Annotated in this window: 9 protein-coding genes; 5 read left to right on the top strand and 4 right to left on the bottom strand. The window is 69.9% G+C overall.

Annotation, left to right across the window (positions count from 1 at the left end):
• Nucleotides 1-37 precede the first annotated feature (37 nt).
• On the bottom strand, nucleotides 38-3,949 hold the full coding sequence (locus tag ACN469_RS34965) for a Kelch repeat-containing protein (protein WP_498775217.1): 3,912 nt from the start codon (nucleotides 3,947-3,949) through the stop codon (nucleotides 38-40).
• 197 nt (nucleotides 3,950-4,146) lie between these two features.
• Here ACN469_RS34965 and ACN469_RS34960 point away from each other — a divergent pair, with 197 nt between their 5' ends.
• Both ACN469_RS34960 and ACN469_RS34955 read left to right on the top strand, forming a co-directional pair.
• Entirely contained in the window at nucleotides 4,147-4,539 is a 393-nt protein-coding gene (locus ACN469_RS34960; protein ID WP_498775215.1) for a RidA family protein, read from the top strand.
• A gap of 89 nt (nucleotides 4,540-4,628) precedes the next feature.
• Complete coding sequence (locus ACN469_RS34955) at nucleotides 4,629-5,459, top strand: NIPSNAP family protein (RefSeq protein WP_498775213.1); 831 nt, start codon at nucleotides 4,629-4,631, stop codon at nucleotides 5,457-5,459.
• A gap of 144 nt (nucleotides 5,460-5,603) precedes the next feature.
• Here the strand turns inward: ACN469_RS34955 and ACN469_RS34950 are convergent, their stop codons facing one another.
• Nucleotides 5,604-5,834 carry a hypothetical protein gene (locus ACN469_RS34950; protein WP_498775211.1) on the bottom strand — a complete coding sequence of 77 codons (231 nt, stop codon included), beginning with the start codon at nucleotides 5,832-5,834 and terminating at the stop codon, nucleotides 5,604-5,606.
• 37 nt (nucleotides 5,835-5,871) lie between these two features.
• Between ACN469_RS34950 and ACN469_RS34945 the strand changes: the two genes are divergently transcribed.
• From ACN469_RS34945 to ACN469_RS34935, 3 genes are all read left to right on the top strand, one after another.
• The gene (locus tag ACN469_RS34945) at nucleotides 5,872-7,593 is read left to right on the top strand and encodes a glycoside hydrolase family 18 protein (RefSeq protein WP_498775210.1); all 1,722 of its coding nucleotides are present in this window, start codon (nucleotides 5,872-5,874) and stop codon (nucleotides 7,591-7,593) included.
• 106 nt (nucleotides 7,594-7,699) lie between these two features.
• Nucleotides 7,700-9,448, top strand: coding sequence for an isovaleryl-CoA dehydrogenase (locus ACN469_RS34940; protein WP_498775208.1), 1,749 nt, complete (start codon nucleotides 7,700-7,702; stop codon nucleotides 9,446-9,448).
• Nucleotides 9,449-9,656: 208 nt separating this feature from the next.
• Nucleotides 9,657-10,868 (top strand): PAS domain-containing sensor histidine kinase, encoded by a 1,212-nt coding sequence (locus tag ACN469_RS34935; protein WP_498775206.1) that lies wholly within the window; start codon nucleotides 9,657-9,659, stop codon nucleotides 10,866-10,868.
• 63 nt (nucleotides 10,869-10,931) lie between these two features.
• Here ACN469_RS34935 and ACN469_RS34930 read toward each other — a convergent pair whose 3' ends face one another.
• Together ACN469_RS34930 and ACN469_RS34925 are read right to left on the bottom strand one after the other, a co-directional pair.
• Nucleotides 10,932-12,344 carry a hypothetical protein gene (locus tag ACN469_RS34930; RefSeq protein ID WP_498775204.1) on the bottom strand — a complete coding sequence of 471 codons (1,413 nt, stop codon included), beginning with the start codon at nucleotides 12,342-12,344 and terminating at the stop codon, nucleotides 10,932-10,934.
• Nucleotides 12,345-12,482: 138 nt separating this feature from the next.
• Nucleotides 12,483-14,429, bottom strand: a complete 1,947-nt coding sequence (locus ACN469_RS34925) for an erythromycin esterase family protein (RefSeq protein ID WP_498775202.1) — start codon at nucleotides 14,427-14,429, stop codon at nucleotides 12,483-12,485.
• Between the last annotated feature and the right edge of the window lie 42 nt (nucleotides 14,430-14,471).

Raw genomic sequence — 14,471 nt, 5'->3', positions numbered from 1 at the left:
TTCGAGCTGAAGAGTCGAATGAGAGGATTCAGGAGGCTCACGGGGTGACTCGCTCCCGGCCGCGACGGCGGCCTGCCCACACGGCGAGCACCGACAGCACGACGAGCGCCGCGTTCGCGCCGCCCCCCGAGGACTGACAACCACCTCCCGCAATCGAGACCACCTGGGCCTGCACGGAGACCTCGAACGTGCACTGCGCCGAGTTCCCCGCGCCATCCGTCGCGGTGACGGTGACGCGCGTCTGGCCCGGCGAGAAGCGCGAGCCCGACTCAGGCGACGCCGTGACGGTCGCCGGTCCAGAGACGGAGTCCGTCGCCGTGGGCAGCGTGTACGTCACCTGCGCGCCACCCGGTTCGTTCAAGCGCACCCGGACGTTGTCAGGACAGGTCAACGGCGGAGCCGTCGTGTCCCGCACCGTCACCCGGAACGTACACGTGGCCTGATTCCCCGCCGAGTCCGCCGCCGTCACCGTGACGGGCGTCTCCCCCAGCGCGAACCTGCTGCCTGACGGCGACGAGTACGTCACCACCGGAGGCGGCAGACTCCAGCCCGTCAACGTCGCGGGCGCATACGTCACCTCGGCCCCCGACGCATCCTGGGCCTCCGCCACCGCGTCCGCCGGACAGGTGATGGTCGGCACCGGGCGCCCTGCCACGTCCACCGTCACCGTGGAGACATTGCTTTCCAGACCGCAATCCCGAGCCAGGAACGAGAAGCTGTCCGGCCCCACGTAACCCGGATTCGGCGTGTACACGACGTCGGGCGGCGCTCCGCTCAGCGTTCCATTCGCGGGAGGGGTGACGATGACGAAGTTCAGCGGCGGGCCCGCCTCGGCATCCGTCGCCATCAGCGTCACGTTGACAGGTTCTCCGTCCACCGTGGACACCGCCACGGCCTGGGCCACCGGCGCGGTGTTCTGCAGCACCGTCACCAGCCGTCCGCCTCCAATCGCGTTGGCGAAGACGGACAGCGCATAGGTGCCGGGCGTCGTGCTGGCCGGAATGGTCACCCTCACGCCCGTGGGGGACAGGTCCATCCCCGGCAGGCTCCAGAGCTGACCGCCCTCCACGCGCTGCAGCCGCACCAGCGGGAAGTCCGTCGAGGAGTCCTTGTAGTCGCTCGAGCTGGCACCGGAGATACCTCGGAACCCCGTGCCGGTGAAGTAGACGGAGCACGCACGAAGCACCTCGTCCGGTCCCGTCACCACCGGACGCCAGGCGGGCTGCGCCCCTGTGTCTTCATACAGCTCGGCGCTCGCCATCAAGGCGTTGGCCACGGACTCACCACCCAGCACGAGCACCTCGCTCGTGGGCAGCACCACGGCGGCGAAGCGCGCCCGGGGCCCACCGAGGTTGGTCGCGGGCTTCCAGGTGTTCGTCGTGCCGTCGTACAGCTCCGCGGTGGTGAGCACCGCGCCTCCAGGTCCCTGGCCTCCCGCGACGAGCACGCGGCCCGACGGCAGCAGCGCCGCGGAGTGGAAGGCGCGCGGCCCCGTGAGCGAGCCCGCCGGAGTCCAGGTGTTGGAGACCGGGTCATACAGCTCCGCCGACGCCAGCTCCGCCGCGAGCGTGGAGCCCGCCGACGCCAGCACGCGACCCGAGGACAACAACGTCAGCGTGAAGGACTCGCGTCCCTGCGCGAGGCTCGCTGCCGGAGCCCAGGTGTTGGTGGTCGGGTCGTACAGCTCCGCGGAGGCCAGCAGCGCGCCCGCGTTCTGACCACCCGCCACGAGGACACGGCCGTCGTTGAGCAACACGGAGGCGTGCCCCGAGCGTGGAGTGGCGGCCGACGCGGCGGCGCTCCAGGCATTGGTTGCCGGGTCATACCGCTCCGCTGACGCCGAGCCCGCGCCTCCCACCACGAACACCTGACCCGAGCCGAGCACCGTCGCCGTATGGCCATCCCGGGCCGTGGCCATCGAGCCCGCCGACGTCCAGGTGTTGGCCGTGGCGTCATACTGCTCGGCTGAGGCCAGCGCTCCTCCGCCATTGGCACCGCCGACGACGAGCACCCGACCCGACTGCAGCAGGCTCATCGTGGCCCGCTCGCGCGCCGTCGCCAGGGGCGCGGCGGGCGCCCAGGTGTTGCTCGCGCGCGTGTAGCGCTCCGCCGTCGCGAGCGGGCCCCCAGCGCCGCGGCCCCCCGCCACCAGCACCTGCCCCGTGGGCAACAGCAGGGACGCCCTGGAAGCGCGGCCCTGCGCGAGATTGCCCGCGGGAGCCCAGACATCGCTGGACGCCTCATAGACATCGGCGTTGGCGTAGAAGGTGAGGCTCGGGTTGGAGGAGTAACCGCCGTTGGCCAGCACCTGCCCCGAGGGCAGCAGCGTCGCCACCAGGTTCTCACGCCCCACCGCCATCGTCCCGGCCGGACTCCAGATCCCCGTCGCGGGGTCATACAGCTCCGAGACAGGCTGGGTATTGCGGGCCGAGTCCGCGCCGCCCTGGACGAGCACCTTGCCGTTGGGAAGCAGCGTGGCGGTGTGTCCATTGCGCGGATGGGTGAGCGCTCCCGTGGCGGTCCAGGTGTTGGACACGGGGTCATAGAGTTCCGCGTGGGTGGTGACCCCTCCCCCCGTGAAGCCGCCCACGAGCAGCACCCGTCCATCCGGAAGCAGGGTCCCCGTCGCGTAGTGCCGGGGGACCAGGACAGGCGCCGCGAGAGACCAGGTCTCGGAGACCGGGTCATACAGCTCGGACTCGGGGACCTCGCCCGGAATGACATTGCTGAAGCCGCTCACCACCAGCACCCGTCCATCCCTCAGCAACACGGCCGGGTGGGCACGGTGGACGACCGCCATGGACGCCGTGGGGGTGAAGGTGTTGGTCGCGGAATCGTAGAGCTCCGCGGTCGCCAGGTTGGAGCCACCCGCGACGAGCACCTTGCCCGTATTCAGGACGGTGACGGTCGGCAGGCTGCGCGTCGCGGCCATCGCTCCCGTGGCGGCCCAGGTGTTCGTCTGGGCATCGTAGATGCGCCCTGTCAGACTGCCGTCCGTCAGCACCAGCGGCCGTCCCGTGGGCAGCATCACTCCCACGGCGACATTGCCCTGGATGCCAGGGCTTCCAGCGGACGCCCACGTCCCCCGCTCCGGGTCGTACCGCTCCGCCGTGGTCACGAAGCCCAACCTGTTGACACCACCCGCCACGAGGACGGTGCCGTCCGTCAGGAGCAGCGAGGCGTGCTGCGCTCTCGCGGTCGCCAGGCTGGCCGTCGACGACCAGCCCGGGTCCACCACCAGCGGCGCGGCGAGTCCGGCGAGCGCCACTTCGGTGACGAGACTCACGCGAACACCCTCGACGTCGAACACGTTCGCGAGCGAGGACGCGCGCACGCCCGACAGTCGCGTGGCACCACGTCGGGACTCGCCCCGCGCATCGCGCACCTCGGACGGGTGGAAGCGCAGGACGGGCTGCCCGTCGGTGTCGAGGAACTCCACGTACTCGCCCAGGTCCCGCAGGCGCGTCACCGAGGGCGGCAACGTGACGTGGTACTCCGCGCGGTGGAGCGGCTCGGAGCCATCCACCACCCAGGCCTCCTCCAGCCGCGAGGAACGCCAACCCTGGCTCACCTCGGCGGAGTCACCCACCGGGAACCAGAAGTGGCGCGGGCCCGCGAACGACACCGAGCGCTCGCGGCGCAAGGCACCGGCGTCATCGGCTCCAGCCCCCTGCTCGATGCGGAAGAGCAGACCCCGCGTCGTCAACTCCAGCGCCCCGTGCTCGGAGAGCCGCGACGTGAGTGCGCGGAAATCCGTGACGGTGAGGGGGACCTCCGAGGAGGAGTAGACCTTCGACGGCGCCGCCTCCGTGGCCAGCTCCGGGAAGTAGGCCCGTGCCAGGGCGACAGCTTCCTCCGAGTCCGGCAGGTCGCGCTTCGATTCGCACGCGGCGACGAAGGCACAGCAGAGCACCACGACCAAGCGTTGCGAGACGCATCTCGACTGCATCTGTCACCCTCCACACCCATACATGTGGCATGGGCTGACGCGCGGGGGACTCCACGACTGGCGAGCGTGCGCGTGTTGCATCGGGCTGTATCACGCTTTCACCCCACCGGGTCCTGGCCGACGCCCCGAAAAAGGGACGCCAGGGGTTTGGACACAGTGGCAGGCTGCGGCCTCATTGGATTTTTTTGGAGGGACACATGACCGCGACGAAGCACCAGCCCATCACCGCGCCTGGACTGCCGAAGCCCGTGGGCCCCTACTCTCCGGGCATGCGGCTCGACTCGTTGCTGCTGGTCTCCGGACAGGCGGCCACGGACCCCGCCACCGGGAAGCAGGCGGAGGGAATCGAGGCGCAGACGGAGCAGGTCCTCCGCAACCTGGAGCGCATCCTGGTGGCCGGCGGCTCCAGCCTCCAGCACGTCCTGCGCTGTGGGGTGTTCCTTGTCGACATGAAGGACTTCCCCCGGATGAACGCCGTCTATGAGCGCGTGTTCGCCGGGCACCGTCCCGCCCGCACCACCGTGCAGGTATCAGCGCTCCCCGAGGCCGGGCTGCTGGTGGAGATCGACTGCATCGCCTACGTGCCCTGAGACAGATGAGGTCTCCACGGTCCGAATCAGGACCGGAACTGACCTAGATGACCCGTACGGTGCCTCCGATACCCGCTACCGGAGGCCCGATGCGACCCCTGCTCTTCACACTGCTGCTCCTGCTCACGTGGAAGGCGAGCGCGCTCCCACCGGCGCCACCGTCAGGAGCCACCGCCGTGAAGCCCGCATCCGCTGATTGCTGTGCCGTGCTGGAGCTGCGGCAGTACACGTTGCGACCAGGCCAGCGCGACGTCCTCATCGACCTGTTCGAGCGCGAGTTCATCGAGAGCCAGGAAGCCGAGGGTGCCCGCCTCGTCGGACAGTTCCGTGACTCGGCGCGGCCCGAGCGCTTCGTCTGGCTGCGCGGCTTCCCGGACATGGTGTCGCGCGAGCAGACCTTGAAGCGCTTCTACGGAGGGCCCGTGTGGAAGGCCCACCGCGAGGCTGCCAACGCGACGATGCTGGACGCGACGAATGTGCTGCTGTTGCGTCCTCTCACCGGAGGTCGAGGGTTCCCCCCGCCGAGCGCCCAACGGCCCGACAAGGGCCCCCACCCGGCACCGGACTCCGTCGTCCTCGTCACGATGCTCCACCGTGACGCTCCCGTGGACGCCGGGTTCCTGCGCTTCGTCGAGCAACAGCTCGTGCCCGTCCTGCGCGAGACGGGTGGCGCGCCGCTCGCCCTGTTCCAGACGGAGTACGCGCCGAACACCTTCCCCGCCCTCCCCGTGCGCGAGGGAGAACATGTGCTCGTCGCGTTCACGGTGTTCTCGAGCCGGGCGAAGTACCTGGCCCACGTCGAGCGCCTGGCCGGCTCGCGGCGGTGGACGGACACCGTGCGCCCCGCCCTGCTCCAGCACCTGAAAGCCGCACCCGAGTCCCTGGTGCTGGAGCCCACGCCCCGCTCGCTGCCGCGCTGAAGCCTCACGTGCGGCGACCTGGCCCATGGCCCCGGGCCGAGCATGTAAGGGATTGACCTTAGTCCCTTCAGACAAGCTCTCCACGGAGTGTCGATTCGCGTGTTTCGTCAGGGACCCGCGTCGGGCTTTGCCGACGGGGACGCATCACCCCAGCTTGCCCTGGAGCCGGTCCATCCCGGACAGGCTTCGAGGCTCCGGACTTCCGCCACGCCCGAGATGCGGCGAGCGCGGTGCCGGATGCGCCTCGCGAGGAGCAGACATGATGTCGCGGTGGGTGGGTTGGATGGCCTTGGGGATGGTCTTGTCCTGGAGCGGAGGTGCGGGCGCGACGGAGCCGGAGCCTTCCGCCTCGTCGGGGACTGGCGCGTTCGCCACGAGTTGGATCTACCGCGACGCCATGGCGTCGCCCTGGATGAACGCCTCCTGGACGACACATTCCCTGGTGGCCACCTCGCCGGTGTCGGAAGGGCAGTACTCCATCTCCGCGACGATGGGCGCCGAGGAGGCCCTGTTCTTCTACACGCCCTCCCGCGTCGCCGACTCCAGCGCCGTGTTCACCCTGCGCGTGCACGGCGGAACGGCCGGGACGGGCGCGGTGGTCAAGGTCCGAGCCCTCGCGGATGACGCGCTGACCGCCGGCACGGACCTGGGGCCTCGCTGCACGGGGGGACACATCCAGGCCCATGCCTGGGTGACCTGCAACGTGCCGCTCTCCGCGCTCGCGCCTCCGGGCGCACGAATCAAGGGCCTGCTGCTCCAGGAAGGGCGAGGCGTAACGCTGCCCACGCTCTACTTCGATGCCTTGCGCGTGGAGGGCCTGAGCGTCCCATCCGCCGTGACGGTCTCCCTCAACCCCGCCTCTCTCTCCATGACCGGAGGGACGTCCAGGACCTTCATCGCCACGGTGACAGGGAGCACGAACACGGCGGTGACCTGGTCCATCCGCGAGGGGGCCGCGGGCGGTTCCATCACCCCCTCGGGCCGCTACACCGCGCCCAGGCAGGTGGGCACGTACCACGTGGTCGCCACCAGCGTCGCGGACCCCACCAGGTCCGCGACGGCGCCCGTCAGGGTCACCGCCCCGCCCGGAAGCGGCCTGTGGGTGTCGGGCTACTACACCGGCTGGAACGCGGACCTCTATCCCCCGGAGAAGGTGGACTTCAGCGCGCTGACCCACATCATGGTCGGCCGCGTCACCCCCAATCCCAACGGCACGGTGAACACCCAGTTCGACAATGACAACGGCCCCGCAATCGCACGCACCCTGGCCACCCGCGCCCACGCGGCCGGCCGCAAGGCGCTCATCATGGTGGGCGGCTCCGGAGAGCACGCGGGTTGGGTGGGCGCCGCGTCCAATGCCAACCGCGCCCGCTTCGTGCGCAACCTCCTGGCCGCCGTGGACAGCTTCGGTTACGACGGCCTGGACCTCAATTGGGAGCCGGTGGAGCCCGCCGACAAGCCCTCCCTGCTCGCGCTGGTGAGGGAGCTGCGAGCGGCCCGGCCCGACATGCTCCTCACCTTCCCCATGGGCTGGGTCAACGCCAACTTCCCCGAGGACGCCGACCCGTGGTTCGTCAACCTGGTGCCGTACCTGGACCAGATGAACGTCATGACCTACGAGATGACGGGCCCCTGGGGCGGGTGGACGTCCTGGTACTCCTCCGCGCTGATGGGGGAGTCGGGCACCCACCCCACCTCGGTGGAGGCCAGCCTGAATGCCTGGGTGGGCGCGGGAATCCCCAAGACCAGGCTGGGCATGGGGATGCCGTTCTATGGCATGGCCTGGCGCCACATCACCGGTCCCTATCAACCCTATACGGACTGGTCCGACTACGTGGGCAGCGACAATGACTTCACCTACGCGCGCATCCTCGAGCTGTCGGCCATGGGCGGGACGTACCACTGGGACGCCACGGCGCAGTCCAGCTACGTCACCTTCACTACGCCGGTGGTGGATGGCACCGTGCGCTGGATCTCCTATGACTCGCCGCAAGCGATTGCCGCCAAGGGCGCCTGGGCGCGCGCCAACGGCTTCGGCGGCACCATCATCTGGAGCATCAACCAGGGCTGCACCAACCCGGAGACGGGCGCCAATCCTCCGCTCGACGCGGTGAAGGACGCCTTCCTCCCCTAGCCCATGGAATCGCGGCGCCCAGGGAGGCAACTCATCGTCCTCCCTGGCCCGCACCGTGAGCGTCTCCCCGGCCTGTCCGGGCCTCGCTGCCCTCCCGAACAGGTGCGTGACTTCCAGTGAAAAGTCCGGCGCGGACGTCGCGCTCGCGGAGCCTGGGGCGCTCGCCTATCCTCGCACCATGAGTTCTTCCGACCCCCTCGCGACGACCTTCGTCACCCATGAAGTCACCAATCAGGCGCCCCCCCTGGTCTACGACGCCTGGAAGACAGACCTCCCGCTGCGCGAGGCCGTGGAGCGCGAGGGTGGAAGCTGGGCGGAGGCGGACATCGCGAAGTACGGCCCGCTGGTGGGCGGCGAGCTGATGCAGCTGGGCTTCACCGCCAACGAGAACAAGCCGAAGTTCAAGCCCTTCGACCGCTATGGCAACCGGCTGGACGAGGTGGAGTTCCATCCGGCCTACCACCGCATCATGGAGGCGGCCGTCGCCCATGGCATCCCCAACTTCGCGTGGCGCCATGAGAAGACCGTGGGTGCCCACGTCGCGCGCATGGCGCTCTCCTATCTGCACAACCAGGCCGACCAGGGGACCAGCTGTCCGCTGACGATGACGTACGCGTGCGTGCCCACGTTCCGGGCGCACGCGGGGCTGGCGGAGAAGTGGCTGCCGCTCGTCACGTCCACGTCGTACGACTCGCGCTTCCAGCCCGCCGAGCAGAAGAAGGGCGTCACCATCGGCATGGGCATGACGGAGAAGCAGGGCGGCTCCGACGTGCGCAGCAACAGCACGCGCGCGCATCAACTGGGCGCGCGGGGGGCGGGCAACCCCTACGCGCTGGTGGGGCACAAGTTCTTCTTCTCCGCGCCCATGAGCGACGCCTTCTTCGTCCTGGCCCAGGCCGAGGGCGGCCTGTCGTGCTTCCTCCTGCCGCGCTTCACGCCGGAGGGCACCCGCAACGCCATCCGCATCCAGCGGCTCAAGGACAAGCTGGGCGACTGGAGCAACGCCAGCTCGGAGGTGGAGTTCCAGGGCGCGGTGGCCTTCATGGTCGGCGAGGAAGGCCGGGGCGTGGCGACCATCCTGGAGATGGTGGCCCTCACGCGCCAGGACTGCATGATTGGCTCCAGCAGCCTGATGCGACAGGCGCTGGTGCAGGCCATCCACCACACGCGGCACCGCAAGGCGTTCGGCCGGCGGCTCATCGAGCAGCCGCTGATGATGAACGTGCTCGCGGACCTGGCGCTCGAGTCGGAGGCCCACACCGTGCTGACGGCGCGCGTGTCCCGCGCCGTGGACGCAAGCCACCGCGACGAGCGCGAGGCCGCCTTCGCCCGCATGGCCACCGCCGTGGGCAAGTATTGGGTGTGCAAGCGCGCCCCCACCTTCGTCAACGAGGCGCAAGAGTGCCTGGGGGGCGCCGGCTACGTGGAGGAGGCCAACCTGGCGCGGCTGTACCGGCAGGCGCCGCTGAACTCCATCTGGGAGGGCAGCGGCAACATCCAGTGCCTGGACGTGCTGCGCGCGGCCACCCGCGAGCCCGCCAGCCGCGAGGCCCTGTTCCAGGAGCTGATGGCGGCCCAGGGCGGGCACCCCGCGCTCGACGCGGAGCTGGCGCGCATCGCCAAGGACTTCTCGGACACGGCCACGCTGGAGACGCGCTCGCGCTTCGTCGTCGAGCGGCTGGCCCTGGCGCTCCAGGCCTCCCTGCTCCTGCGCGCGGGCAACAGCCAGGTCGCCGACGCCTTCTGCGAGTCCCGGCTCGGCGGCGCGCACGGCAACTGCTTCGGCACCCTGCCCGCCCACGCTCCGATGAAGGCGCTCATCGAGCGGGCCTTCAGTGAAGGCGCGGCGGGCTGAGGCCGCCCCGGGCCCGCTCCCTGGGGGGAGGCGGGCCCCCTCGCCTGCCCTCACCCTCCGTCCCGACCCACACCGCCGGGCAGGAAGGCTTCCGACCCGTCCACCGCCCCCCGGGGGGAGGAGCCTTCGTCTACTGGACGAAAGCGCGAGACACCTGCTTGCAAGACAACACTGACGTGTTCTCCTAAGTGGCTGGAAGAAGGGCACCTTGGGCGACGACCACGACCACCTCCTGAACTCCGGTAGCGGAGGCATCACCTACTCGCGGGGCGGGCACTCCAACCGGGACACGGAGGACCAGCTCCGGCTGCTCATCTCGAGCGTCACGGACTACGCCATCCTGACGCTGGACGTGCGTGGACACATCGCGAGCTGGAACGCGGGGGCGGAGCGCATCAAGGGCTACCTGGCCGACGAAATCCTGGGCCAGCACTTCAGCGTCTTCTACCCGCCGGAGGACGTGGCCTGGGGCAAGCCCGCGTGGGAGCTGGAGTCCGCCATCCGGCTGGGCAAGTTCGAGGACGAGGGCTGGCGCATCCGCAAGGACGGGACGCGGTTCTGGGCCAACGTCGTCATCACCGCCCTCTTCGACGAGACGGGGGAGCTGCGCGGCTTCGGCAAGGTGACGAGGGACTTCACCCAGCGCAAGCACGCCGAGGAGACGCGCGAGCTGGAGCGGCTGCGCGAGGCGCTGCTCGCCCGCGACGAGTTCCTGTCCGTGGCCTCGCACGAGCTGAAGACGCCGCTCACGCCCCTCCAGTTGAAGCTGTCCGCCATGCGCCGCATCGCCGAGAGCAACCCCGAGGCGCTCATGGCGGACGGACGGCTGGCCCGAGAGCTGGCCGCGGCGAGCGGGCAGGTGCGAAAGCTCGCTGACCTCATCGACGACCTGCTGGATGTGTCGCGCATCAACGTGAGCCGGCTCCCGCTGGAGCCCGCGCGCATGGACCTGGCGGCCCTGGTGCGCGACGTGGCGGCTCGCTACGGCGCCCAGGCCGCCGCCGCGGGGTGTCGCCTGGACGTCGAGGCGCCCACCAGCGTGGAGGGGATGTGGGACCGGCGGCGGATGGACCAGGCCGTGACGAACCTGCTCACCAACGCCATCAAGTATGGCGCGGGCAAGCCCATCCACTTGAGCGTGAGCGCCGATGACGCGGTGGCGACCTTCACCGTGCGGGACGAGGGCATCGGCATCGCCCCCACGCAGCAGCAGCGCATCTTCGAGCGCTTCGTGCGCGCCGTCTCCGAGCGCAACTACGGAGGCATGGGCCTGGGCCTCTTCATCACCCACCAGATTGTCGAGGCCCACGGCGGGAGCATCCACGTGGAGAGCGAGCCGGGGCGCGGCTCGGTCTTCACCTTCCGGGTGCCCAGGACCGCGCTGACGTCGGGCCACCCGACGTCGATTCCCCAGGCCTGAGCGAGGCCCGGAGCGCCAGCCTCCCGAGTCGAGGCGGGCGTCCGGTGCATCCCGCAGCCAGGCCTACTGGAAGCTCACCTTGCCGTCGCGCTGGTAGCAGACATGCGGCGTGCCGTTCGTGGGGCGCACCGCCACGCTCGGACGCGAGCCCTCCTGCACCGTGCCCAGCTGGGTATACGTCCAGAAGCCCCGCGCATCCGGGGTGATGAGTTCCAGCGTCGTCCCATGGCGCTGGGCGATGAAGAGCTTGCCCCCGCCGTAGGTCAGGTCGTTCGCGTCGTTCTCGAAGTCCACCGGCGAGGCCACCAGGGTGCTGGTCGTGAAGGGCGCCTTCACCGTGAGGTCCTGCAGGGCGCTCCTGGTGCCGTCGAGGGCGCCACTCGACAGGAGCATCAGGTGCTGGCTCGGTCCCCAGACCGTGGAGAGCCACAGGGTGTTGTTCCGGTTCACGCCCTCCAGTTGGAAGATGTCCGAGGCCGCGCCGGGCCGCACGCCCACGTAGGACTCCGTGCCGGAGCCCGGGCTGTAGGGGATGTACAGCGAGCCCGAGGCGTCGAAGTTGACGTCGCCCATGAGAATCGCGGTGTTGTGCTGCGCGATGCCCCAGGTGCCAGGCGCCGTCCGGGTGGCGACACGGACCCCCGTCCCGAGCGAGCCATCGCTGAAGACGACGACGGGCTGCAGGCCCTGGTTCGGATTGAGCGCCACGCTCACGCGCGTGTAGGACGTGCGGTTGGCGGGGTCCACCTCCTCGCGGACCCAGCTTCCGCTGACGCGCGTGGCATAGGTCATCCGCCAGTTCGCGGCCGTCGTGCCAGGCAGGCCGGGGCCCTTGAGGTAGACGACGTGCGGCGTCCCGCTCGCCACATCCAGCGTCAGGGCGATGTTCCAGTTCAAGACGTAGGTGCCACCGTTGTTGAAGCCCGGGCCGTCAATCTGCTCCGTGGTCCACGTCGTGCCGTCCCAGGTCGCGTACCACAGGCCCTTGTGCGTCTCGTTCGTGTAGACGAGGTGCCCCTTGCCGGAGTTGTCGAAGGCCAGCTCGCAGAGCACGCCTGTCACGTCCGGCCCCGCGTCAATCGTCGTCCCCGGCGCGACAGCGGCGGCCACCACGTTGAAGTTGAACGAGCCCTCCGCCGTCTTCCCCGACGTCGTCTCCACCGAGACGGACAGCGACGCGGTCCCCTCCTCCGGCAGCGTCCAGGTCACGCTCTCCGCCTCGGCCGCGACCAGGCCCGCGTCGGCGCTCCAGCGCACCGCCTTGAAGGACTCCCCCGTGGCGGTGACCTTGAAGCGCTCCTGCGTCCCCTCCACGTAGGGGCCCTCGCCGCCCTCACGCTCGATGAGCAGCACCACCGTGCCAGGAGGACCGTGCGAGTCGATGACCTCCACCTTCTTCGGCGCACTGTCACATGCGGCGAGCAGGGACACACCGCTCACCAGGAGGACCCACGAGACAACGACCTTCTTCAACATGATTCCGACTCCCGTTGATGAGGACCGGCGCGCGACAGGCACGCCGGACCGGAGCCGCGACGGCTCCACTCACCGCATCAACGGAGGTGCCCCGGGAATGTCTTACGAAAAGCGAGACATGGCGACAGAACGTCCCGCTCAGGGAGCGCCCTGGGCCTGCTGTCCCGGAGGAAGGCGCCGTCCCGTGGGCGTGGGGATTGCCGCCTGCGTGTGGTCCACGAAGAGCAGCCCGTCATACGCCCCGGCGGCCCGGACGGCCCGGGGCTCGATGTCCTTGCTGAAGACGGCCCCGTAATTGCGCGTGTAACGGGGCTGCACGAAGAAATCAGACACGCTGCTGCCCTGGGGAAGGCTTCGCAAATCCAGGGCGAACGCGGACACCTGGGCCTGCGCGAGGGTTCCATCGAGCCAGCCGATTTCCGCGGGCGGGACGGTATGGGGGATGACGCCCCTTCGCGGCTCGTTCGGCTCGCTCGGCAGGTACACGGCCTGGAAGGAGCCCTGGTTGAAGGCAAAGCCAAAGACATACATCTGGGAGCCCAGGGCCTCGCGCAGGTGCTGGCCCATGGACAACGACCCGCCGTGGTCCGCGGTGGCGACGTGGCCGTTGTGCGCCCAGAGCACCATCCGGGCCTCCGGACCTTCGTGCTCCAGAATCCAGCGCGCGTTCTCCGCCATCGCCTGGTCCCTGAGGCCATCGCTGGAATTCCGGGCCATGATGACTTCGGCGAACTGACCGAGCACCCGCGCGTGGCGCGCCACCAGGGCGTGGGCCTTCTCCGCGCGCCTCCCGGTGGGCAGTCGTCGCAAGCGGGCTTCGATATCCGCGACGAGTCCGGCGAGCGTCTTCCCGGTCTCCACCTGGAGCATCTCACGGCCCTGCACCTCCTCGAGGAACGGCGCCATGGGCCCGAGCAGGCGCTGGTGGAAGGCGGGGTCCTCCTTCTCGAAGAAGGCGACGAGAGCCCGCGCGGAGGCGGCGGTGTGCTGAATGTCCACGCCGTGGAACTTGAGCTTCCTCGGGTGGCGCGGGTCGGCGTTGTAGGCACGCATCCACCGGATGAGGGCCAGCACCTCCTCGGTGTCCCAGGTCCAGAAGACCAGGCCGGCGAGTCCCTTCGCCGGGTCGCCCTTGCCGGTGAGGACGTACTCGTTGAGCGCGAGCGCCTGTCCAAAGCTGGCTTCGATGGCGAAGACGGTGAAGCCCAGCTCCGTCGCCAGGAACTCCAGCAACCGGTGCTTGAGCTGGAAGAACTCGCGGGTGCCGTGGGTCGCCTCGCCCAGCGCGACGACGCGAGCCCCGCTGAGCCACGGCTTCAGCGGTTGCAGGTCGGCGAACCCATGACCCGCCTCCACCGTGGTGAGCGGCACCAAGGACTGCTTCACCCACGACACGACCTCCGGAGGGGGAGGCGATTCCAGGGGCAGCGTCCGCAGGGTGAAGTCCGCGTCCGTCACCGACCTGTCGGCCGTGATTTCCAGCGCGCGACCCGCGGTGATGAAGCCCTCGAGGATGACGGCCGCACCATATCCGCCGACGGGCAGGGCCACCTCATAGTCCCCTCGCGCGTCCGTCTGGACGTAGAGCACGTCGCCCTCGAAGTCGCTGTAGCGGGCCACATGCAGCCAGGCACCCGCGGCGGGCGTCCCCGACTCCACCTTCACGTTGCCCCGCATGACATGCGTGGCCGGGGCGAGCACCACCTCGAGCCGACGCGGGGCTTCGCCCGCCGCGAGCTTCACGTCCAGGAGGAAGGCCGCCTCGTGGCCGGTCGCGCTGACGGTGAGGCCGTACTCGCCAGGAGGCAGGCCGTCGAAGTGGAAGCGTCCATCCAGCCCCGTGCGCATCCGGGCCGCTGGAGGCGAGCGGTCAGGATTCCAGGCCGCACTCGCGGGAATGAGCGCGACCACGGCACCCGCCACGGGCGAATGCGTGGCGCTCTGTACCTGGCCCGCCACGGAGGCGGTCGTCACGGCGGGGGCCACCTTGTCGACGGGAGCGGCCGAGGCGGATAGGACGCGCGGAGCGCCGGAGCCAGCGCACGCGAGGGGGAGCACGAGCCACAGCAGACGAAGGAGTTTCACGCGGACCTCGGGGTGGACGACGGGTGCTCGGCCGGGACGCAC

Source organism: Corallococcus terminator, assembly GCF_049194865.1.
In the GTDB taxonomy this organism is placed as follows: domain Bacteria; phylum Myxococcota; class Myxococcia; order Myxococcales; family Myxococcaceae; genus Myxococcus; species Myxococcus terminator_A.
Note: the sequence above shows the minus strand (reverse complement) of the source record. Positions and strands in the feature narration are given on the sequence as shown.

Coding starts and splice junctions, on each gene's coding strand:
- ACN469_RS34965 (WP_498775217.1), bottom strand. CDS start 3,949: ATGCAGTCGAGATGCGTCTCGCAACGCTTGGTCGTGGTGCTCTGCTGT.
- ACN469_RS34960 (WP_498775215.1), top strand. CDS start 4,147: ATGACCGCGACGAAGCACCAGCCCATCACCGCGCCTGGACTGCCGAAG.
- ACN469_RS34955 (WP_498775213.1), top strand. CDS start 4,629: ATGCGACCCCTGCTCTTCACACTGCTGCTCCTGCTCACGTGGAAGGCG.
- ACN469_RS34945 (WP_498775210.1), top strand. CDS start 5,872: ATGAACGCCTCCTGGACGACACATTCCCTGGTGGCCACCTCGCCGGTG.
- ACN469_RS34930 (WP_498775204.1), bottom strand. CDS start 12,344: ATGTTGAAGAAGGTCGTTGTCTCGTGGGTCCTCCTGGTGAGCGGTGTG.